Consider the following 20,620-nt stretch of genomic DNA (forward strand, 5'->3'; position numbering starts at 1 on the left):
AGGCGTAACACTTATGGCATAGGGGAATAGAGATGACGTGTTAAATTTTTTCATAATAGGAGACAGAATGTGAAGAAACAACAAATTGAATCAATTTATTTTTTAAGATTATTTGCCATGATGATGGTTGTACTTGTACACGTAACGGCAGCGTATGCAAGCGTCCTTCCATATAGCGGTGATGCGTATCAGAAGTATCATTTTATCAACCGCATTATTCGGATTGAAGCGGGAATCTTTATTGTGATTACAGGACTCGTATTCTTTTATAGCTATATAAAAAAGCCGTTAACAAAAGAGTTATGGAAAAGTTACTATAAGAGGCGAGTTACATATATTCTTATTCCTTATATCATTTGGGCATTGATTTATGAAGCATATTCAATTTATGTAGGTGCAAGAGAATTTAACGCGACAGAAATTTTGCTGCGCATTTTAAAAGGTGAATCTTACTATCAACTGCACTTTATTTTCTTAATTGTGCAAATTTATCTTGTTTTACCTGTTTTTATATGGATCGCTCAAAAGTTTACTTTTTTTCGCCGCTATATGTGGTTATTCGGAGTCGTCTTACAGTTAGTTTATCTTCAATTAAATTCAATGTACGGTCTTGTATCATTTACTTTATTTATTAGTTCATTATCTACCTTCCTATTAGGAGCATGGATTGGTGTTTACTATAATGAACAGAAAGCAAAAAGCGCGAATAAATCTACGATTGTTTTGCTAATTATTGCTTTAATTGCAGGAGCAATCGTCTCTTCTTTACATTATTATGTGTATACAATTAAGACACTTTACCTATCAGGGGTCATGTACGAGACGATTAATACGTTTTATCTCGTGTTAGGAAGCTACGTAGCATTTCGTATAGGAGAGATCTTAGCTGCAAAACTTCCTAGAAGAGCTGTTATTACAGTTCGAAATATTGCAATGTACTCTTTTGGCTTTTATTTAATCCATCCTTTAGTATTAAATATTGTCTCTGAATTTGTACCTGCAAATAGTAATCAATTGTTTCACATTGAAATGCTAATTCGGTATGTATTAACTTTAGCTTTATGCTACCTCATTATATGGGCTTGTCATCGGTTTTTACCGTTTGCAAGTTTATTGTATGGAAAGCTTCCAAAGAAAGCGGTATTCTTATACAAGCATGAAGTACAATAATAATAAAAGTGGTAAAAAGATCAACTCTTTTACCACTTTTTTATTGGAGTTGGAATTCTCTTACTGATTTGAACAGAAGCTGTTACGATAGCAGATAAGTCAAAAATAAATTATAATTTGACTCACATCTGCCCACGTTTTACATAAGTAATAAAGAAAGAAACTGTTTCCTATAAGGATAGAGAAAGTGATAAAATAGAAAAGATGAAATTGTGTTAGGAGGAACACTTGTGAAAATTAAGCTTGGTCTTTTATACGGGGGAAAATCCGCTGAACATAAAGTATCTTTACAAACAGCTTTAGCAGTAACAAAAGCAGTTAACCATGATAAATACGAAGTACATCCAATTTATATTACTGAAACAGGCGAATGGGTTCGCGGTACAAAGTTGACGGGTCCACTTGAAACGGTAAACGAACTTGAAATTAGTAACAGTGGTACGGTCATTTCACCAGTATCTTTAAATACAAATATGTTTGCTTTATCCGACGTAAAAAATGAAGAAACGCTTGATGTAATTTTCCCACTTTTACACGGTCCAAACGGTGAAGATGGAACAGTCCAAGGGCTGTTAGAATTATTAAACCTACCTTATGTAGGAAACGGCGTTTTAGCATCTGCAGCAGGGATGGATAAAGTCGTGATGAAGCAACTTTTCTCTCAAGCAGGTTTAAAGCAAGTAAAATATGAATATTTTATTCGCAAAGAGTGGGATGAGAACCGTGAAGCAGCATATGAAGTTGTTGAGGAAAACTTAGGTTACCCATGCTTTGTCAAACCAGCTAACTTAGGTTCAAGCGTTGGTATTAGTAAGTGTGATAATCGCAAAGAATTAGAAGCGGCATTTGAGGAAGCGTTCCAATTTGACCGTAAAATTATTATTGAAGAAGCGGCAATTGGACGCGAAGTGGAAATCGGTGTATTAGGTAATGATGATCCATCGTGCTCAGTTGTTGGAGAAATCTTACCAAAGGCTGCTTTCTATGATTATAAAGCTAAGTACGAAGATGGTAGCACAGGTCTTGCTATCCCGGCTGAAATTAGCGAAGAAACGTATGTAGAAATGAAAGGATTGGCAATTAAAGCATTTAAAGCAATTGACGGTTCAGGACTTGTTCGTGCTGATTTCTTCTTAACAAAAGAAGGCGAGTTAATCATTAATGAGGTAAACACAATGCCAGGGTTTACACCGTTTAGTATGTTCCCATTATTATGGAAGCATGCAGGTGTTGAATATCCGGTGTTAATTGAAACATTAGTGGATTTAGCGCTTCAGCGTCATGATGAAAAGCAAAAAATTAAACATACGATGTAAGAAAAAGGCTGACACTATTCAAAATGAATAGTGTTTCTGCTTTTTGCGAAAGGAGTTATAAGCATTATGATTAATCGAAAGCTAAAAGATGTGGTGAAGATGATTCCAAACAGCAGTTTAGCTCATGGTGACGAACAGGTTCATATTAAAGGTGTTTCAATTGATACAAGAACACTGCAACCAGAAAATTTATATGTACCAATTAAAGGTGATCGCTTCAATGGACATGAATTTGTTGAAAAAGCAATTGAAGCAGGTGCTGTGGCAACCTTATGGAACAAAGATGAAAAAGATATTCCACAAAATGTACCTGTCATTTTAGTAGATGATACGCTTGAAGCACTACAGCAATTAGCAAAAGCGTACCGTCATGAATTAGCGGTAAAAGTGGTAGGAATTACAGGAAGTAACGGGAAAACAACAACAAAAGACATGGTGGATGCTGTTTTATCGACAACGTATAAAGTTTTGAAAACAGCAGGTAATTTTAACAACCATATCGGTATGCCATTAACAATCTTGCGTTTGGAAGAAGATACTGATATTGCTGTCCTTGAAATGGGAATGAGTAGTCGCGGTGAAATTGAATTTCTCTCAAACCTGGCTGAGCCTGATGTTGCTGTCATTACAAACATTGGTGAATCCCATCTGCAAGATTTAGGTAGCCGAGAAGGAATTGCTGAAGCAAAATTTGAAATCACAAGCGGTTTATCTGAGCAAGGACAATTTATCTTTAATGGTGATGAACCACTTCTAACAAGTCGAGTGAATAATCCAAAGTTTAAAGCCATTACGTTTGGAAGCTCACCAAATAATGACCTTTTTTTAACGGATATGACAAGAGAAGAACATGGAACGACATTTTTCGTTTCACGTGAAACACAAAAGTTTTTCATTCCTGTATTAGGTGAGCATAATGCACATAACGCAATGGCTGCTATTGCTGTTGGTCGCTATTTTAACCTGAGTAATGAAACAATTGCACAAGGATTAGCTGGCTTGAAGCTGACAAATATGCGAATGGAATTAGTGAAGGCTGAGAGTGGATTAACGTTTATTAATGATGCGTATAATGCAAGTCCAACATCAATGAAAGCAGCGATTAAGTTAATCCATGAGATTCAAGGTTATAACAAGAAAATCTTGGTTTTGGGGGATATGCTCGAACTTGGTGATCAAGAAATACAATTTCATAAAGAGATTGGAAAATTTATTGACCCTGCTGCAGTGGAATATGTATTTACATACGGTCCACTAAGTAAGGAGATTGCCTCAGGAGCACAAGAGAATTTTCAAGAAGGAAAAGTTCTTCATTTTGACGATAAAGATACGTTAGCAGATCACTTACAATCTGTTAGTTCTTCAAATGATATTGTATTGGTGAAAGCATCTCGAGGTATGAAGCTTGAAGAAGTAATCACTAAAGTGATGTCGAAATAAGAAGACGAATAATAGAATAAGCTCTATTGCAAATAAAAACTCATAGTGTTATGATGTAGTTTGAGTGTCTTGAGATGCTTATTCTCTAAACGTTGATTTCATTAAGTAATCGTTTAGAGCATTTTCCGGGTATCGGGGAATGCTTTTTTTTGTAAAATATAGATAGTCTAAATATAGAAGGAGTTTGAAAAATTTGGCATTATTTCAAGAGTTAGGTTTAAGTCCACAGCTAAACAACGCTGTTAGTAAAATGGGTTTTGAGGAAGCTACACCAATCCAGTCTGAAACAATTCCTTTAGCGCTACAAGGTCATGATTTAATTGGACAAGCACAAACAGGAACTGGTAAAACAGCAGCATTCGGTATTCCTCTTATCGAAAAAGTAGATGCAAGCGTTGATGCAATTCAAGGTTTAATTATCGCACCTACACGTGAACTTGCTGTACAGGTATCTGAAGAACTTTATAAGATTGGACAAACAAAACGCGTTCGTGTTTTACCAATCTACGGTGGTCAAGATATCAGCCGTCAAATTCGCGCTCTAAAGAAACGCCCTCACATTATCGTTGGAACACCAGGACGTATGTTAGATCATATTAACCGTCGTACACTTCGCTTACAAGATGTTCACACTGTTGTATTAGATGAAGCGGATGAAATGTTAAATATGGGATTCATTGAAGATATTGAAAAAATCTTATCTAATGTTCCTGAAAATCATCAAACGCTATTATTCTCAGCAACAATGCCTGACCCAATCCGCCGCATTGCTGAAAAATTCATGAGCGAACCTAAAGTTGTAAAAGTAAAAGCAAAAGAAGTAACAGTTCCAAACATTCAACAGTACTACGTTGAAGTACAAGAAAAACGTAAATTTGATGTGTTAACACGTCTTTTAGATATGCAGTCACCAGAATTAGCTATTATTTTTGGTCGTACAAAGCGTCGTGTTGACGAGTTATCAGAAGCTCTAAACGTACGTGGCTATTCAGCTCAAGGAATCCATGGTGATTTAACGCAAGCAAAACGTCTATCTGTTTTGCGTCAATTTAAAGAAGGTTCTATTGACGTGTTAGTTGCTACAGATGTAGCTGCTCGTGGACTAGATATTTCAGGCGTAACTCACGTTTATAACTTTGATATTCCACAAGATCCAGAAAGCTATGTTCACCGTATTGGACGTACAGGTCGTGCGGGTAAAATGGGTGCAGCGATGACGTTTGTAACACCAAGAGAATCTGGTCAATTACACAACATTGAGCGCACAACTAAGCGTAAAATGGATCGGATGACACCTCCAACATTAGATGAAGCATTAGAAGGTCAACAGCGTATTGCTGCAGATAAGTTAGTTGAAACAGTAAAAACAGGTAACTTATCTTACTATAAGCAATTAGCTGAAGAGCTACTAGAAGAAAATGAATCTGTAGCATTAGTAGCAGCAGCACTTAAGTTAGCAACAAAAGAGCCAAACGATGTGCCTGTAAACTTAACAGCTGAACCACCTGTTGTTGGAAAAGGTGATAAGAACAGACGTGGTGGTAACAACGGCAGTGGTCGTTCACGTTCTAATTCTAAAAACTATTCACAACAAAACCGTCGTGGAAACTCTAAGCGATTTGGAGATAAGCGTCGTAGCAATAATAGCGGTGGTCAAGGAAATCGCCAAAACAACCGCAAAGATTCACGTACAAAAGCATAAAAGAAAAGCGAGCCAATTGGCTCGCTTATTTTTTTTGCCATCAGGAAATACTAAACGGAAAGTGAGGTGTTTTCTATGTCAACTTTAGTGCGCTTAGGATATGTAGCAATGAGTGTTCAATTACAGAATGCGTCTCCGCCTCAGACGATGACTTTTGCGCAGTTTCAACGAATTCAAAACCGAGAAGCTGCTATTTCTAAATTAGAGCGTATTTCTATTTCTAACTTAGAAAACTGTTTAAGGTTATTGAAGCATAATGTTTGGAGTGAAGTGGAATTTTTTCGGCTTAGTTCAAAACTCATTCCCCTTGCCAATCACCCAGAGATTAGTGATTGGAACTACATGAACGCTTTAAAGCCGGTCATTCTTGAGATTCGTCAGTTCCTAGAGAGGAATCCGATGCGCGTTGATTTTCATCCCGATCATTTTGTTGTGCTAAACTCTACAAATAAAGATATTTTAAAGCATTCCCTTGAAACCCTTCAAATGCATAAAAAGTTGTTAAAAGGAATGGGGATATTACCTAAAAACCGCTGTGTTTTACATGTAGGAGGAGCTTATAACGACAAAGAAAAAGCGCTTGAGCAGTTTATTCATAACTGGGGACTAGTACCTCATTCTATTCAAGAAATGATTATGCTTGAAAATGATGATACAACATTCTCTGTTCAGGATGCATTATACCTCTGCGAAAAATTGAACATTCCTTTAATATTTGATTTGCATCACCATCAAGCTAATCATGAAAATCCTGATTGGACAGAATATTGGTCTAGAATTGTTGCTACGTGGGAACAAGAAAAGCTTCCATTGAAAATGCACATCTCGAGTCCAAAAAGCTCAAAAGACTTTCGTGCCCATGCAGACTACATAAATGCAGAAGAGTTTTATCAATTTTTACAATCAATTTCTGGGACAATACCACAGATTGATTGCATGATTGAAGCAAAACAAAAAGATGCAGCGCTCTTTCAGCTGATGAATGATTTAAAAACATATGAAAGAATCGAAATAGTAAATGGATCTACGTTTATTGTAAAATAACAAGAGAACAGTTCGTTTAAAGAACGGTTCTCCTGTTATTTACGGGCAAACAAAATTGTTAATAGGTAGCCGCTTATAAAGCCACCGATATGAGCAACGTTATTTACTCCGCTATTTAAAAATCCAGATAGTAACCCTATAATTAAGAGCACAATGACAATTTGTTGATCGCTTTTTGTAAAATAAATTGTTTTGTTTCGAATGAAGTAAATATAGGCACCGAAAATGCCGAAGATTGCACCTGATGCGCCTACATGACTATAGTAAGCAGGCTGAATGATAAAAGTAAGTACATTTGCTAATAAGCCACACGCGATATAAAAACCAAGAAATTTATAGCGTGATAGCTCTCTTTCTAAACGTGGTGCAAATAAAAATAGTGAAAAAGAGTTAAACAGTAAATGAGCAAAGCTGTTGTGTAGAAACATGGATGTTGCCAAGCGCCAATATTCTCCTTGGCCAATGGCACCGTTATAACCAACAAAGTTATAAAATAAGGATTGAATAGGTTGGGCAGGAATTAAAAATAAAGCCCACAAGAGTATGTGAATACAAAGTAGTAGAAATGTAATTGGATAGTAGGTTCTGAATTCGCGAAAGCTTTCGGTTCGAACAAAAATCGCAACCACTTCCTTTCATAAGGAAATTAGTATAGTTTGTTTTAGGTGCATTTCTTTATTTTATGCAGTATGCAAAAAGATAGAAGGGTGTGAAGAGCAATTGATTAAAGGGATTGGACTGGATATTACCGAGCTAGATCGAATTGAAAAGCTTGCAAAAAGACAATCTTCGTTTGTTACTCGTATTTTAACAAAAAATGAAAAGGCGAGCTACGATAAACTCCAAGGGAAAAGGCAGATTGAGTTTCTGGCAGGTCGTTTTTCAGCGAAAGAGGCCTATTCTAAAGCATTAGGAACAGGAATAGGAAAAGATTTAAGTTTTCAAGATATTGAAGTTCTAAATGAACATAGTGGAAAACCAGTGCTTTATACGCTAAATAAAAGCGATAACAAGTACATTCATGTCTCCATTTCACACAGTCAACATTATGTTGTAACACAGGTAATTATTGAAAGCTCGTCAAGCTAGTCTGCATATTCATATTCCCAACTTCATATATTCATATTGCGGACAAGGGAGACAGGTAGTATCTTGTTTCTCTCGACATGTAGGTATGACATGATATAAAAGGAGTTGGGGAGATGCATAAAAAGTTTATTGGGTTATTCGCGTGCGCCTTTTTACTATTACTATTGGCTGCTTGTGGCGAAAAAAGTCAGCAAGACGTAACGGATGCACTAGATGCTAAGATTGAAGATATGAAAGGGTATAAAGCTGAAGCAGAAATGAAGCTAAATACAGGCAAGGACGCGCAAGTATATGACGTTGAAATTTGGCACAGTAAGCCAACGTATTATCGTGTAAACTTAAAAAATACGAAGAAAGACCAAAGTCAAATGATTTTGCGCAACGATGAAGGTGTCTTTGTCTTAACACCAGCCTTAAACAAAAGCTTCCGTTTCCAAAGCGATTGGCCACAAAACAGTAGCCAAGCTTATTTATATGAATCGTTAGTGCAAGACATTGTGCAGGATGAAAGTGCAGAATTTAAGTCGACGGATAAACATTATGTATTTAAGACAAAAACAAATTACCAAAATAGCACGATGTTGCCAAAACAAGAAATTAAGCTAAATAAAAAGGATTTAACGCCTGTATCTGTAAAAATTATGGATACAGACAACAAGGTACTAATTGAAGTGGATTTTTCAAAAGTACAAGTTGATTCAAAGTTTGATAAGGGTGCATTTGATACGAAACGCAACATGACAGGGGCTAAAATTGATGTTCCAACAATGGCTACAGAGAAATCTGATGAGTTCGGTGTGCTTTATCCAGAAATCTTACCAAAAGGCGTTAAGCTAGCAGAGGAGAAAAAGGTTGAAGGCGAAAACGGTGAGCGAATTGTTTTAAAGTATGAAGGTGAAAAGTCGTTTACGCTTGTTCAAGAGAAAGCAAAAGTAGCGGAAACAGCAGCCTCTACAGCTACTTTAACAGCTGGGGAGCCGTTTGATTTAGGATTTACAGTTGGAGCACTAACGGATAAGACGCTTTCTTGGTCTTATGATGGAATTGACTTTATGATTGCTTCAGAAAACTTAACGTCTGAAGAGATGAGTAAAGTGGCGAATTCAGTTCAAACTCAGCTTGGCAAATAACTACTTTTAATACAGGCTCGCGAATAGCGAGTCTTTTTGTTTTCTTAATTGGATTTGGTTTCATTTGTGAGAAAATTCAAATCTGTTTAGTTTAATTTTTATTTCCTTCTAATGAACTTTAATTTTGGATGTATTATACTAGCAAAGTAGCATATGTTTATAATGGTTCTGAAAAAGGAAGTGTCACAATGGTTAAAGCATTTTACCGAGAAACATGGGCAGAAATTAATGCAGATGCAATTTTGTATAATGTTCAAGAAGTTAAAAAGTTATTAAAACCGGATCAAAAGCTCATGGCTGTAGTGAAAGCAAATGCATATGGGCACGGAGATGTAGAAGTAGCAGACTTAGCACTACAAGCAGGTGCTAATATGTTAGCAGTTGCATTTTTGGATGAAGCAATCTCACTTCGTCAGAAAGGGGTTAAAGCCCCCATTTTAGTACTAGGAGCTGTGCCGCCTCTTTATGTTAAAGAGGCTATTAAATGGAATGTTACGATAACTGCTTATAGTAAGCAATGGATAGAAGAAGTAATTGCAGACCAAGCTAATAATGGAAGGTTAACTATTCATTTGAAAATAGATACTGGAATGGGAAGACTAGGCTTACGAAGTGATGATGAGATCAAGGCAGTAGCAACACTGTTAAAATCACAATCCTTTATGGAAGTAGAGGGAGTATTTACTCACTTTGCAACGGCAGATGAACTAAATTCAATTTACTTTCAAAATCAATATCACAGGTTTCAAAGCGTAGTGCAGCTTATTCAGTCTTTAGGAATTAATCCTCCTCTGGTTCACTGTGCAAACAGTGCGGCTATTTTTCAGCAACCTGAGAATTTGTTTACCGCTGCTAGACTAGGGATTTCAATGTATGGGTTAAGCCCGTCACCAGAGATGAAGGAAATCATTTCTGTCCCTTTAAAAGAAGCTTTTTCATTGCATAGTACACTTGTACATGTTAAAAAAGTAGAGCCAGGTAGTGGTATTAGCTATGGTATTACGTATGAATCAGAGAAAGCAGAATGGATTGGAACGGTTCCAATTGGCTACGCGGATGGATGGATTCGAAAGCTTCATAACTTTACTATCCTTGTTAAAGGAAAGAAAGTTCCTGTGGTGGGACGTATTTGTATGGATCAACTAATGGTACGCCTTCCAGAGCAGTATCCAGTAGGTACAAAAGTGACGCTTATTGGTAAGCAGGGCAACGAACAAATATCCATTGATCAAGTAGCACAGCACTTGGAAACTATTAACTACGAAGTACCTTGTATGATTTCAGCTCGTGTACCAAGGGTGATTGTGAAGAATCAAGAGCAAGTGAATATTACTAACTACTTGTTGAACGAACACAATTGACGTAGGATTTAATAAATATTCAGCTTAAAAATTAAATTTATGCATAAAACAATGCGTCGATTGACAATAATAGTGTAGAAATTGACAGAATTAACTTTCCATTAATACGTATGAGTGTTATGATAAGGAAAGATGAGACTATTGGTGTGTGTGTATTGATGTTGGAGGTGTATGTTTGTGTCTGAAGCGAGCGCAACTACAGAAATCCTGGTAAGATTGCCGAAAAATTTAGTATCGGAACTTGACCTTATGGTGAAACAAGAAAATGGTAACAGAAGCGAATTTATTTACCAAGCAACGAAATTATACCTTCGTGAGCGAAAAAAACGCCATATTCGCGAGTCTATGCGTCGCGGATATATGGAGATGGCAAAGATAAATTTAAACATTGCTTCTGAAGCTTTTTTAGCTGAGTCTGAAGCAAATCACACAGTGGATCGTTTAGTCAGCGGGGGTTAATGTCTTGGTAGTCAAACGCGGCGACGTTTATTTTGCTGACCTATCTCCTGTTGTTGGCTCAGAACAAGGAGGCGTTCGCCCTGTACTTGTCATCCAAAATGATATTGGAAATCGGTTTAGTCCGACTGTCATTGTTGCTGCAATTACTGCTCAAATTCAAAAGGCAAAGTTGCCTACGCATGTGGAAATTAATGCGAAAAAGTATGGGTTTGAGCGCGATTCAGTTATTTTGCTAGAGCAAATTCGAACAATTGACAAACAGCGACTAACTGATAAAATCACCCATTTAGATGATGAAATGATGGACAGAGTGGATGATGCCTTGCAAATCAGTGTAGGACTTATCGACTTTTAGAATTATACTTCCATTTATACTAAGTTGCTCCTTTAAGGGCAACTTTTTTAATTTGACGAAGAATAACTAGTAAACGTATATTGAAAGAAGAAATCTATTTAATGGGTTTATTAAATATGGTAAAAATAGCTAAATAGCATAAAGAAATGTGATTTCTTACAAGGAGGAGCTCATGAATCAAGAGAAGTTATTTGAGTATATTCAACAATCTAAAGCGGATATATTTGAACGTTGGCTTGTTACAATGAATGATATTGAAACGGGTCGAATTAAAAGTGTTGTATCGGAACAAGTTTATGTAAACGTTAGTTCAAATTTTGTGAATGTAGTTTTATCGAATGCATTTCGTTCTTTAAATGAGTTTTCAAATGAACTCGAAGATATTGTAGAAAAAGTTGTCAAGCTAGGATGGCCACTTGGATACCTAACGCAAGGCTTGCGTGAGTTAGGACATGTTGTTGTGGAAGGGTATCTAAACGAAGGATCTTCGAACAAAGAAGCACACTCGGAAATCTTTTATCATTTTGATAAATGGCTTAGTCCTGTTTATAACAAGATAGTAGAGCAATATTCAAGTTCATGGGAAAATACGGTTATGCTACAAAAAGTAGCTTTACAAGAATTATCAGCGCCGCTAATTCCGGTATTTGATAAAATAACAGTTATGCCCCTCGTGGGGACAATCGATACAGAGCGTGCAAGAAAAATTATGGAAAACCTTCTACAAGGCGTTGTTAAGCATCGCTCAGAAGTGGTTTTAATCGATATTACAGGAGTGCCGGTAGTTGATACAATGGTAGCTCATCATATTATACAAGCTGCTGAGGCTGTACGATTAGTAGGAGCAAAATGTTTATTAGTAGGGATTCGCCCTGAAATTGCACAAACAATTGTTAATTTGGGAATCAATTTAAATGAGCTAATTACGAAGAACTCGTTGAAGAAAGGAATCGAATTTGCGTTAGAAATGACTAACCGTCAAATTATCGATATGGAATCGGGGGAATGAACGTGAGAATACCGATCTTAAAATTATATGACTACTTACTGGTCTCGATTCAATGGGAGCTTGATGATCACACAGCTATTCAATTTCAAGAAGATTTACTAAGTAAAATACACCAAACTGGAGCAAAAGGCGTAGTAATCGATTTAACATCCATTGATATGATTGACTCATTTATTGCTAAAGTGTTAGGTGATGTAGTTAGCATGTCCAGTTTAATGGGGGCACGTGTTGTTTTAACAGGAATTCAACCCGCTGTTGCTATTACCTTAGTGGAACTAGGTATTGGATTAAATGATGTTTTTACTGCGCTTGACTTGGAAAAAGGTCTTGAGAAACTCCAATCGGAACTGGGGGAATAATAGATGGAATTCCAATCCAGTGTAAAAATTGTAACGGAGTGGGATATTGTGGCGGCGCGTCAGCTAGGTAGAAATGTTTCCAAGGATTTAGGATTTGGAACTGTAGATCAAGCGCGTATTACAACAGCCATCTCTGAATTAGCACGTAATATTTATTTATACGCGGGGAAAGGACAGATTCATATTGAAAAATTGGATCGTTCAACTACACGAGGACTTTTAATTATTGCTACAGATGAAGGGCCAGGTATTCCTGACATTCGCAAAGTGATGGAAGATGGATATTCTACATCTGGAGGATTAGGTGCAGGTTTACCAGGAGTGAAACGTCTCATGGATGAGTTTTCAATTGAATCAAATGTAGGAGACGGTACTGAAATCAAAGCAATTAAGTGGCTCCGCTAGGAGGAGAATAAATGTCTTTTGATAAAGAGATGAAACAGCTATATAGGGATATTTTGGGGAATTATATTCAAACGCAAGATGAGCAAGTTTTATACCAAGGACAAAAGCTAAGTCGCAAATCTTTAGAAAATGAAATATCGCCAGAAGACATCGTTAGTATTCATAAAGAGGTAATTGAAGAGATTTATTCTGATATTCCAGAGAAAGTATTGCATTCATTAGATTTTTTATTAGAGGTTATGATTAGCTATGGATTAGCGTTACGTGAACATCAAACGTTAAAAAGTAAGCAGAGAGAGCTTCGGTCAGAGATTGAAGTTGCTGCAAATGTTCAGCAAAATTTATTGGGAACAAATATTCCGGATAATGTGGATACTTTAGAGATTGGCGCAGTGAGCGTACCAGCCAAGCAGATGAACGGTGATTATTTTCATTTCGTGGATGAAGACAACGGTGGTGTTAGCATTGCGATTGCAGATGTAATTGGTAAAGGAATACCGGCTGCGATGTGCATGTCGATGATTAAGTATGCGATGGATAGCTTACCGGATTCTCGGAAAAATCCAAGCTATGTGCTTGAAAACCTGAATAATATTGTAGAGCGCAACGTGGATCCGAGTATGTTCATTACAATGTTTTATGGTACGTACCATCCTGCTAACAACTTGTTTACCTACGCGTCAGCCGGTCATGAACCAGGATTCTATTATGAAGCTTCAACTGATACATTTCATGATTTAGAAGCAAGAGGTCTAGTTCTAGGTGTAGATCGTCATGTGAAGTACTCACAGTATGAAAAAGAGCTTCACAAAGATGATATGATTATCTTATTAACGGATGGAGTAACAGAATGTCGAACTGAAGCAGGATTTTTGGAAAGGTTGGACATTATAAAACTAATTCGTAAATACATGCATTTGACACCTCAAGAAATTGTTGAGGCAGTTTTTAAAGAATTAGAAAAACTACAAGAGTTTCAGCTTCGAGACGATTTTACCCTTATTATTTTAAAAAAAGCAGTTTAACTAGAAAGAATGAAGGGTAAAGAATGTATAGTTTATGAAAACTAAGGGGGTTTATAGATACGATGAATTTAAAGATTGATGTTCAAGATGCTGGTCAGGAATATCGTATTACGTTGGCTGGCGAAATTGATGCATATACAGCTCCGAATTTAAAAGAGAAATTTATGGAGATAGCAGAACAAGACGATGTTAGAATCACAATTGATTTGACAGACGTTTCATATATGGACAGTACAGGTCTTGGTGTTTTTATTGCACTTTTAAAAGCAATTAAAAAGCATAACGGTTCATTAAAGTTTGTTGGTGTGTCTGAGCGTTTAAAGAGATTATTTGATATTACAGGATTGACGGATATTTTAAATGTGAATTCACAGGTAGAAGGTGGCGTGAAATGAAGCAACCGTATGATTTCGTTGAGATGAAAATTCCAGCTAAGCCAGATTATGTCGCAATCATTCGCCTAACTTTGTCAGGAGTGGCAAACCGTATGGGCTTCTCTTATGATGATATTGAAGACATGAAGATTGCAATAAGTGAAGCGTGTACGAATGCTGTTCAGCATGCTTACAAAGAAGATGAAAATGGTGAAGTTAAGGTAGGTTTTGGCCTTTTTCCTGACCGCTTAGAAATTATGGTGGTTGATAAAGGTGAAAGCTTTAACTTTGAAGAATTAAAAGAGAAAATCGGGCCTTACGAGACAGCGAAAGAAGTTGAGATGCTGCCAGAAGGTGGATTAGGCTTATATTTAATTGAGACGCTCATGGATGAAGTGAAAATGATGAATTCTAAAGGTGTTACCCTCATGATGACAAAGTATTTGCAAAGAGAGCAGGTGGAGAGTGATGAAAACACAGTCTCAACCTATGAAATTAACTAAAGAACAGGTTCAGGAACGAATTGAGCGTTTTCAAAAATTCCAAGATGAAGAAGCACAAAGTGAGCTCGTTATTCACTATAAAAATCTTGTTGAATCGATTGCCCGTCGTTATTCAAAAGGCCGAAGCTTGCATGAGGATATTGTGCAAGTTGGTATGTTAGGCCTTTTAGGTGCAATTCGTAGATATGATCCTTCGTTTGGAAGAAGCTTTGAGTCGTTTGCTGTTCCGACAATCATTGGTGAGATAAAACGATTCTTGCGTGACAAAACGTGGAGCGTGCATGTTCCTCGTCGAATTAAAGAATTAGGGCCGAAAATTAAAGCAGCTGTTGAAGAGTTGACAACCCAATTACAGCGCTCTCCTCAAGTGCAAGAGATTGCTGATTATATTGGAGTCACGGAAGAAGAAGTTTTAGAGACGATGGAAATGGGGCAAAGCTACCAAGCGCTCTCTGTTGACCACTCCATTGAAGCGGATTCTGATGGCAGTACCGTAACTATTCTAGATTTAGTTGGTGAAAAAGAAGCAGGCTATGAGAAAACCGACCAAAGATTGGTCTTGGAGAAGATTTTACATGTTTTAAGCGAGCGAGAAAGAGAAGTCATTCGCTATACCTTCATTGAGAACCTGAGTCAAAAAGAAGCTGGTGAGAAATTAGGTATTTCTCAAATGCATGTGTCGCGTCTTCAGAGAAGAGCTCTTGATAAGCTTCGAAATGCGGCTCGAACAGACCTAACCGAAGCGGAGTATAAAAAGTGACGAATCGTATATCTGCTAATCAATCTTTCATAAAAACAGCCACTCATCAAACACCTAAAGATGGAAACACCTGTTGTGGTGACGGCTTTTATATCAAAGAAACTAGCGATTATTTCTTATGTGCCATTGCGGATGGGTTAGGAAGCGGTGAACATGCAAAAATAGCGTCCGATGCTGTCATTCAAACTGCGAAGCAAAATCATAATCTTGAGCTTGATGATTTAATGATGCTGTGTAATGATGTGACTAAAGGGACGAGAGGAGCCGCTGTTGCTCTATTGAAGTTTGATAAACGCAGCGGGCATTTTTCGTACACGAACGTAGGTAATATTCGTTTTTATCTATATGCCCCAGACGGAAATCTTACGTATCCTTTACCTGTAAAAGGGTTTTTATCAGGTCGAAAACAAAAAATTCAGGTTCAGACTTTTCCATATGAACCGAACTCTCAGTTTTTAATTCATACGGATGGATTAGATTTAAAAGAAGTTAGAGCCTTTTTTAGTTCTCGGATGAACATAGAGCAATTATCCGCTCAACTGAAAGCGAAACTATCTTCTCACAAAGACGATGTAACATTCATATTGGGAGAGCTACAAACAAATTAATGATGTAAAACTTTAACTCACATGTGCTAATACATGTGAGTTTTGTTACAATTAAAAGAAAACATTGCTAGGAGAGATTGAGTTGACGGCCATAGCAAAAGTGCAAACAACTGATGTAATGAAGCATGTAAGTGATCAAGTAGACCTTCCTTTAAAGCAAGTAAAGAATGTAATAAATTTAATTGAAGCGGGAAATACAGTTCCGTTTATTGCTCGTTACCGTAAGGAACAAACAGGATCTCTTGATGAAGTGCAAATTCGAGCAATCTTAGACGAGTGGACATACTTAACGAACTTAAATACCCGAAAAGAAGAAGTTATCCGCTTGATTGAAGAGCAAGGAAAGCTAACGGATGAGCTGGCTACAAGTATTGCAAAAGCAACAAAGTTACAGCAAGTGGAAGATTTATATAGACCTTATAAACAAAAGCGAAGAACTAAAGCAACTGTTGCAAAAGAAAAAGGATTAGAGCCTTTTGCTCAATGGATTTTAACATTTCCTTTAGAAGCAGTTAAAGAGAAAGCACAGCTATACATATCTACGGAAAAAGGTGTCGATAGCGTGGAGGATGCCGTACAGGGTGCTCAAGATATCATCGCGGAGATTATATCTGACGAGCCTTCCTATCGTCAGTGGATTCGAGACTATACGTTTAAACATGGCGTTATTGAAACCGAAGCTAGAGCTCATGAAAAAGATGAAAAAAATGTATATGAAATGTATTATGAGTATAAGGAATCTGTAAGCAAGATTGTTCCTCATCGCGTGTTAGCCATGAATAGAGGGGAAAAAGATGGGATATTAAAAGTATCCATTAACGTATCTACAGAAGGCATTTTTAGATACATACAAAAAGGATTTGTTAAAAATACGAAATCGTCTGTTGTCTCATTAGTAGAAGAAGCGATTACAGATGCATATAAGCGGCTAATTGCTCCTGCTATCGAACGAGAGATTCGAAAAGAGCTAACAGAGAGAGCTGAAGCACAGGCTATACATATCTTTTCCGAGAATTTGAGAAAGCTACTTCTTCAACCGCCTCTAAAAGGAAAGGTTGTCCTGGCTGTAGATCCTGCGTATCGAACTGGGTGCAAGCTGGCAGTTATTGATGAAACAGGAAAGGTGCTCAAGATTGATGTTATTTACCCGCATCCTCCTGTTAATAAAAAAGTAGAAAGTGTAAAGCAAGTAACTGAAATCATTGAAAAATTTTCAATTGAAATGGTAGCAATCGGAAACGGTACAGCTTCTAGAGAGACAGAACAGTTTATTGCGGAGATTTTGCAACATCAATCTAGAAATATTTTTTATTTAATCGTAAATGAAGCGGGCGCTAGCGTTTATTCTGCTTCTGACATCGCTAGGGACGAGTTCCCAAACTTTCAGGTGGAAGAAAGAAGTGCAGTCTCAATTGGGAGAAGGTTACAAGATCCGCTTGCCGAACTTGTTAAAATCGATCCAAAATCAGTTGGTGTTGGACAATATCAGCATGATGTTTCTCAAAAGCAGCTAAATGATTCATTAACGTTCGTGGTGGAAACGGTAGTAAACCAGGTGGGAGTGAATGTAAATACGGCTTCTTCTTCTTTGCTTCAATATGTGTCAGGTCTTAATAAGACGGTCGCTCAAAATATTATTCGTTATCGAGAAGAAAATGGCAAGCTGAAAAGCCGAAAGGAACTGAAAAAGATTCCGAGATTAGGTGCTAAAACATATGAACAATGTATTGGCTTCCTGCGAATTATTGATGGCCAAGAGCCGCTAGATCAAACGAGTATTCATCCTGAGAGCTATGGTTACGTGAATGAATTGCTAGATAAGGTGAATTTAACTTATGATTATCTTGGAACAGATGAATTAAAAGAAGCATTAAATAGCTTATCTATTTCTGATCTTTCAGAAGAGCTAGGAGTTGGAGAGTTTACTTTAAAAGATATTATTCAAGCGCTAGTACAGCCAGGGAGAGACCCTAGGGACGATTTGCCAAAGCCGCTCTTGAAAAAAGATATTTTGCAACTGGAGGATTTATCGAAAGGTCTTCAACTTGAAGGAACCGTACGCAATGTGGTGGATTTTGGTGCGTTTATAGATATCGGTGTAAAGCAGGACGGGTTGGTTCATATTTCAAAATTAACAACCAAGTATGTAAAACACCCGCTAGATGTTGTTTCTGTCGGAGATGTGGTAACTGTTTGGGTAGAAGGTGTAGATGTTGCTAAAGGAAGAGTTTCATTAACAATGATTTCGCCACAAGCTACTTTCTAAATCCATCAGAAAAATTGCTCTGACATTAATGTCAGGGCGATTTTTCTATTGGATTGTAGGGGTTAGTCCATTGAAGAGTGGTTTTTACGGTAAAAAAACCAGCATTGGTTTAATAGTCGAATCTGTGCACAATCTTTCTGTAAGTAAGCACGCTGCATTTGTCTTTGTAACCACATCGGCATCACAGCATTCGCTCCTTTTATATAAATGTATAAAAAATAATGTAATATTAAATGTATGCAATGCATGCTAGTCAGGTGATAACAAGGAGGAAATAAAATGGAGAACAACGAACTACAACAATTAGTAGAAGAAATATCAATGAAATTTTTTCACAAACCTTTTTTACATAAAGCTTATTTTAATAGACGACTAAGAGCAACAGGTGGAAGGTACCTTGTTCATAACTCTAATATTGAAATCAACTATGGTCACTATGAAGAACATGGTCAAGAAGAGGTTATTAACATTATTAAACATGAGCTATGTCATTACCATTTGCATTTAGAAGGCAAAGGATATGGACATCGAGATCGAGACTTTCGCCAATTAATGAAAGAAGTAGGTGCCCCTAGGTTTTGCAAGCCACTTGCAAAAAACATAGCAAAAAAGCAAAATAGTCCAGTACATCTTTATCAATGCACTGGTTGTAAGATTAAATATACAAGGAAAAGAAAGATTCATCTCCAAAAGTATCTCTGTGGTTATTGCGGTGGAATGTTAAAAAAATTAGAGTAAGCCCTTGACTATGGAAAAGGCATATGATAAATTTATAAAGCACTCAAAAGTGCTTGAATATTTTTTGAAAAAACATTGACAAATAAGTCAAAATATAGTAAATTTTAATGAGTCTGATAACACTATTCCACAGTAGCTCAGTGGTAGAGCAATCGGCTGTTAACCGATCGGTCGTAGGTTCGAGTCCTACCTGTGGAGCCATTATAACGGGGAAGTACTCAAGAGGCTGAAGAGGCGCCCCTGCTAAGGGTGTAGGTCGTGTAAGCGGCGCGAGGGTTCAAATCCCTCCTTCTCCGCCATTTTATAATGGCCCGTTGGTCAAGTGGTTAAGACACCGCCCTTTCACGGCGGTAACACGGGTTCGAATCCCGTACGGGTCATATTATATTTGCTTGAATAATTTATGATTTAATTCCGGAGGATTAGCTCAGCTGGGAGAGCACCTGCCTTACAAGCAGGGGGTCGGCGGTTCGATCCCGTCATCCTCCATATTTTGTTTGTATATCATCTGTATGGATGGTCCCGTGGTGTAGCGGTTAACATGCCTGCCTGTCACGCAGGAGATCGCGGGTTCGATTCCCGTCGGGACCGCCATTTCTTTTTGATTGGGCTATAGCCAAGCGGTAAGGCAACGGACTTTGACTCCGTCATGCGTTGGTTCGAATCCAGCTAGCCCAGCCATCAAGAGCCATTAGCTCAGTTGGTAGAGCATCTGACTTTTAATCAGAGGGTCGAAGGTTCGAGTCCTTCATGGCTCACCATTTTAAATACACACATGCGGGTGTGGCGGAATTGGCAGACGCGCTAGACTTAGGATCTAGTGTCTTTATGACGTGGGGGTTCAAGTCCCTTCACCCGCACTTTTATCTTTAACCTTTTTTATTAAGCGGTCGTGGCGGAATGGCAGACGCGCTAGGTTGAGGGCCTAGTGGGTGAATAACCCGTGGAGGTTCAAGTCCTCTCGGCCGCACCAAAAAAACAAAAAAAGGTATTGACACTAACAAATAGAGATGATAAGATAGTTAAGTCGCTAACGAAGCGGTAGAAAATAATGCGCCCGTAGCTCAATTGGATAGAGCGTTTGACTACGGATCAAAAGGTTAGGGGTTCGACTCCTCTCGGGCGCGCCATATGCGGGTGTAGTTTAATGGTAAAACCTCAGCCTTCCAAGCTGATGTCGTGAGTTCGATTCTCATCACCCGCTCCATTACCAAATTGAACTTTGAAAACTGAACAAAGCGACAAACGTCAACGTTAATTTTTTTAAACTTTTATGAGCAAGTCAAACATTTCTTCGGAGAGTTTGATCCTGGCTCAGGATGAACGCTGGCGGCGTGCCTAATACATGCAAGTCGAGCGAACTGATTAGAAGCTTGCTTCTATGACGTTAGCGGCGGACGGGTGAGTAACACGTGGGCAACCTGCCTGTAAGACTGGGATAACTCCGGGAAACCGGAGCTAATACCGGATAACATTTTCTCTTGCATAAGAGAAAATTGAAAGATGG

General features: G+C 37.7%; 22 protein-coding genes, 11 tRNA genes and 1 rRNA gene. 32 read left to right on the plus strand and 2 right to left on the minus strand.

The annotated features are described in order from the left end of the window. Positions 1-69: 69 nt before the first annotated feature. The 5 genes from A2U94_RS13415 to uvsE all read left to right on the plus strand — a co-directional run bounded on the left by A2U94_RS13415 (position 70) and on the right by uvsE (position 6,672). The gene (locus A2U94_RS13415) at positions 70-1,170 is read left to right on the plus strand and encodes an acyltransferase (RefSeq protein ID WP_025910590.1); all 1,101 of its coding nucleotides are present in this window, start codon (positions 70-72) and stop codon (positions 1,168-1,170) included. A gap of 230 nt (positions 1,171-1,400) precedes the next feature. Beyond that, the gene (locus A2U94_RS13420) at positions 1,401-2,486 is read left to right on the plus strand and encodes a D-alanine--D-alanine ligase (RefSeq protein WP_025910591.1); all 1,086 of its coding nucleotides are present in this window, start codon (positions 1,401-1,403) and stop codon (positions 2,484-2,486) included. Between the two features lie 66 nt (positions 2,487-2,552). Next, positions 2,553-3,926 carry a UDP-N-acetylmuramoyl-tripeptide--D-alanyl-D-alanine ligase gene (locus A2U94_RS13425; protein WP_025910593.1) on the plus strand — a complete coding sequence of 458 codons (1,374 nt, stop codon included), beginning with the start codon at positions 2,553-2,555 and terminating at the stop codon, positions 3,924-3,926. Between the two features lie 193 nt (positions 3,927-4,119). Next, positions 4,120-5,628 carry a degradosome RNA helicase CshA gene (cshA, locus tag A2U94_RS13430; RefSeq protein ID WP_025910595.1) on the plus strand — a complete coding sequence of 503 codons (1,509 nt, stop codon included), beginning with the start codon at positions 4,120-4,122 and terminating at the stop codon, positions 5,626-5,628. Positions 5,629-5,703: 75 nt separating this feature from the next. Beyond that, positions 5,704-6,672 carry a UV DNA damage repair endonuclease UvsE gene (gene uvsE / locus A2U94_RS13435; protein WP_025910597.1) on the plus strand — a complete coding sequence of 323 codons (969 nt, stop codon included), beginning with the start codon at positions 5,704-5,706 and terminating at the stop codon, positions 6,670-6,672. 35 nt (positions 6,673-6,707) lie between these two features. Here uvsE and A2U94_RS13440 read toward each other — a convergent pair whose 3' ends face one another. Beyond that, on the minus strand, positions 6,708-7,301 hold the full coding sequence (locus tag A2U94_RS13440) for a rhomboid family intramembrane serine protease (protein WP_224840390.1): 594 nt from the start codon (positions 7,299-7,301) through the stop codon (positions 6,708-6,710). 91 nt (positions 7,302-7,392) lie between these two features. Between A2U94_RS13440 and acpS the strand changes: the two genes are divergently transcribed. The 14 genes from acpS to A2U94_RS13510 all read left to right on the plus strand — a co-directional run bounded on the left by acpS (position 7,393) and on the right by A2U94_RS13510 (position 18,375). Beyond that, positions 7,393-7,761 carry a holo-ACP synthase gene (acpS, locus tag A2U94_RS13445; protein ID WP_025910601.1) on the plus strand — a complete coding sequence of 123 codons (369 nt, stop codon included), beginning with the start codon at positions 7,393-7,395 and terminating at the stop codon, positions 7,759-7,761. A gap of 113 nt (positions 7,762-7,874) precedes the next feature. After that, positions 7,875-8,891 carry a LolA family protein gene (locus tag A2U94_RS13450; RefSeq protein WP_025910603.1) on the plus strand — a complete coding sequence of 339 codons (1,017 nt, stop codon included), beginning with the start codon at positions 7,875-7,877 and terminating at the stop codon, positions 8,889-8,891. A 188-nt stretch (positions 8,892-9,079) separates the two neighbouring features. Then, positions 9,080-10,252, plus strand: coding sequence for an alanine racemase (gene alr / locus A2U94_RS13455; RefSeq protein WP_025910604.1), 1,173 nt, complete (start codon positions 9,080-9,082; stop codon positions 10,250-10,252). Positions 10,253-10,429: 177 nt separating this feature from the next. After that, complete coding sequence (locus A2U94_RS13460) at positions 10,430-10,711, plus strand: CopG family ribbon-helix-helix protein (protein ID WP_025910605.1); 282 nt, start codon at positions 10,430-10,432, stop codon at positions 10,709-10,711. Between the two features lie 4 nt (positions 10,712-10,715). Next, entirely contained in the window at positions 10,716-11,066 is a 351-nt protein-coding gene (locus A2U94_RS13465; RefSeq protein WP_025910606.1) for a type II toxin-antitoxin system PemK/MazF family toxin, read from the plus strand. A gap of 172 nt (positions 11,067-11,238) precedes the next feature. Next, complete coding sequence (gene rsbRA, locus A2U94_RS13470) at positions 11,239-12,075, plus strand: RsbT co-antagonist protein RsbRA (protein ID WP_025910607.1); 837 nt, start codon at positions 11,239-11,241, stop codon at positions 12,073-12,075. Beyond that, entirely contained in the window at positions 12,072-12,434 is a 363-nt protein-coding gene (locus A2U94_RS13475; RefSeq protein ID WP_035321022.1) for an STAS domain-containing protein, read from the plus strand. The genes rsbRA and A2U94_RS13475 overlap by 4 nt, the downstream gene beginning before the upstream one ends. Positions 12,435-12,437: 3 nt before the next feature. Further along, positions 12,438-12,839 carry an anti-sigma regulatory factor gene (locus tag A2U94_RS13480; RefSeq protein WP_025910609.1) on the plus strand — a complete coding sequence of 134 codons (402 nt, stop codon included), beginning with the start codon at positions 12,438-12,440 and terminating at the stop codon, positions 12,837-12,839. Between the two features lie 11 nt (positions 12,840-12,850). Beyond that, entirely contained in the window at positions 12,851-13,864 is a 1,014-nt protein-coding gene (locus tag A2U94_RS13485) for a PP2C family protein-serine/threonine phosphatase (RefSeq protein WP_025910610.1), read from the plus strand. Between the two features lie 62 nt (positions 13,865-13,926). Next, positions 13,927-14,259 (plus strand): anti-sigma factor antagonist, encoded by a 333-nt coding sequence (locus A2U94_RS13490; protein ID WP_025910611.1) that lies wholly within the window; start codon positions 13,927-13,929, stop codon positions 14,257-14,259. Further along, positions 14,256-14,741 carry an anti-sigma B factor RsbW gene (gene rsbW / locus A2U94_RS13495; RefSeq protein WP_025910612.1) on the plus strand — a complete coding sequence of 162 codons (486 nt, stop codon included), beginning with the start codon at positions 14,256-14,258 and terminating at the stop codon, positions 14,739-14,741. Before A2U94_RS13490 ends, rsbW begins: the two co-directional genes overlap by 4 nt. Further along, positions 14,707-15,501, plus strand: coding sequence for an RNA polymerase sigma factor SigB (sigB, locus tag A2U94_RS13500; RefSeq protein WP_025910613.1), 795 nt, complete (start codon positions 14,707-14,709; stop codon positions 15,499-15,501). Before rsbW ends, sigB begins: the two co-directional genes overlap by 35 nt. Then, the gene (locus A2U94_RS13505; protein ID WP_025910614.1) at positions 15,498-16,109 is read left to right on the plus strand and encodes a PP2C family serine/threonine-protein phosphatase; all 612 of its coding nucleotides are present in this window, start codon (positions 15,498-15,500) and stop codon (positions 16,107-16,109) included. Before sigB ends, A2U94_RS13505 begins: the two co-directional genes overlap by 4 nt. Before the next feature lie 118 nt (positions 16,110-16,227). Then, entirely contained in the window at positions 16,228-18,375 is a 2,148-nt protein-coding gene (locus A2U94_RS13510; protein WP_035321028.1) for a Tex family protein, read from the plus strand. 62 nt (positions 18,376-18,437) lie between these two features. Here A2U94_RS13510 and cmpA read toward each other — a convergent pair whose 3' ends face one another. After that, positions 18,438-18,557: a cortex morphogenetic protein CmpA gene (gene cmpA, locus A2U94_RS21200; protein ID WP_090752704.1), complete on the minus strand. Its 120-nt coding sequence runs from the start codon at positions 18,555-18,557 to the stop codon at positions 18,438-18,440. Between the two features lie 97 nt (positions 18,558-18,654). Between cmpA and A2U94_RS13515 the strand changes: the two genes are divergently transcribed. The 13 genes from A2U94_RS13515 to A2U94_RS13575 all read left to right on the plus strand — a co-directional run. After that, complete coding sequence (locus tag A2U94_RS13515) at positions 18,655-19,113, plus strand: SprT family protein (protein WP_025910616.1); 459 nt, start codon at positions 18,655-18,657, stop codon at positions 19,111-19,113. A gap of 126 nt (positions 19,114-19,239) precedes the next feature. Continuing rightward, positions 19,240-19,314 (plus strand) — tRNA-Asn (locus tag A2U94_RS13520). 7 nt (positions 19,315-19,321) lie between these two features. Then, a tRNA-Ser gene (locus A2U94_RS13525) sits at positions 19,322-19,412 on the plus strand. Between the two features lie 9 nt (positions 19,413-19,421). Beyond that, positions 19,422-19,493 (plus strand) — tRNA-Glu (locus A2U94_RS13530). A 36-nt stretch (positions 19,494-19,529) separates the two neighbouring features. Then, a tRNA-Val gene (locus A2U94_RS13535) sits at positions 19,530-19,602 on the plus strand. Between the two features lie 29 nt (positions 19,603-19,631). Then, positions 19,632-19,707 (plus strand) — tRNA-Asp (locus A2U94_RS13540). A gap of 12 nt (positions 19,708-19,719) precedes the next feature. After that, a tRNA-Gln gene (locus A2U94_RS13545) sits at positions 19,720-19,794 on the plus strand. Between the two features lie 4 nt (positions 19,795-19,798). Then, a tRNA-Lys gene (locus A2U94_RS13550) sits at positions 19,799-19,874 on the plus strand. 16 nt (positions 19,875-19,890) lie between these two features. After that, positions 19,891-19,973 (plus strand) — tRNA-Leu (locus tag A2U94_RS13555). A 26-nt stretch (positions 19,974-19,999) separates the two neighbouring features. Continuing rightward, positions 20,000-20,086: transfer RNA gene (locus A2U94_RS13560), tRNA-Leu, on the plus strand. 80 nt (positions 20,087-20,166) lie between these two features. Continuing rightward, a tRNA-Arg gene (locus tag A2U94_RS13565) sits at positions 20,167-20,243 on the plus strand. A 3-nt stretch (positions 20,244-20,246) separates the two neighbouring features. Next, positions 20,247-20,320: transfer RNA gene (locus tag A2U94_RS13570), tRNA-Gly, on the plus strand. An 84-nt stretch (positions 20,321-20,404) separates the two neighbouring features. After that, a 16S ribosomal RNA gene (locus A2U94_RS13575) occupies positions 20,405-20,620 on the plus strand; the annotation flags it as partial.

This window comes from Bacillus sp. VT 712 (assembly GCF_001614195.1).
Taxonomy (GTDB): Bacteria; Bacillota; Bacilli; order Bacillales; family Bacillaceae_H; genus Priestia; species Priestia flexa.

Bases quoted from the DNA above. Each gene is read 5' to 3' on its own strand.
- cmpA (WP_090752704.1), bottom strand. From the start codon at position 18,557: ATGCCGATGTGGTTACAAAGACAAATGCAGCGTGCTTACTTACAGAAA.
- A2U94_RS13450 (WP_025910603.1), top strand. From the start codon at position 7,875: ATGCATAAAAAGTTTATTGGGTTATTCGCGTGCGCCTTTTTACTATTA.
- A2U94_RS13510 (WP_035321028.1), top strand. From the start codon at position 16,228: ATGAAGCATGTAAGTGATCAAGTAGACCTTCCTTTAAAGCAAGTAAAG.
- A2U94_RS13475 (WP_035321022.1), top strand. From the start codon at position 12,072: ATGAACGTGAGAATACCGATCTTAAAATTATATGACTACTTACTGGTC.
- A2U94_RS13485 (WP_025910610.1), top strand. From the start codon at position 12,851: ATGTCTTTTGATAAAGAGATGAAACAGCTATATAGGGATATTTTGGGG.
- uvsE (WP_025910597.1), top strand. From the start codon at position 5,704: ATGTCAACTTTAGTGCGCTTAGGATATGTAGCAATGAGTGTTCAATTA.
- A2U94_RS13425 (WP_025910593.1), top strand. From the start codon at position 2,553: ATGATTAATCGAAAGCTAAAAGATGTGGTGAAGATGATTCCAAACAGC.
- alr (WP_025910604.1), top strand. From the start codon at position 9,080: ATGGTTAAAGCATTTTACCGAGAAACATGGGCAGAAATTAATGCAGAT.
- sigB (WP_025910613.1), top strand. From the start codon at position 14,707: ATGAAAACACAGTCTCAACCTATGAAATTAACTAAAGAACAGGTTCAG.
- rsbRA (WP_025910607.1), top strand. From the start codon at position 11,239: ATGAATCAAGAGAAGTTATTTGAGTATATTCAACAATCTAAAGCGGAT.
- rsbW (WP_025910612.1), top strand. From the start codon at position 14,256: ATGAAGCAACCGTATGATTTCGTTGAGATGAAAATTCCAGCTAAGCCA.
- A2U94_RS13490 (WP_025910611.1), top strand. From the start codon at position 13,927: ATGAATTTAAAGATTGATGTTCAAGATGCTGGTCAGGAATATCGTATT.
- A2U94_RS13480 (WP_025910609.1), top strand. From the start codon at position 12,438: ATGGAATTCCAATCCAGTGTAAAAATTGTAACGGAGTGGGATATTGTG.
- A2U94_RS13515 (WP_025910616.1), top strand. From the start codon at position 18,655: ATGGAGAACAACGAACTACAACAATTAGTAGAAGAAATATCAATGAAA.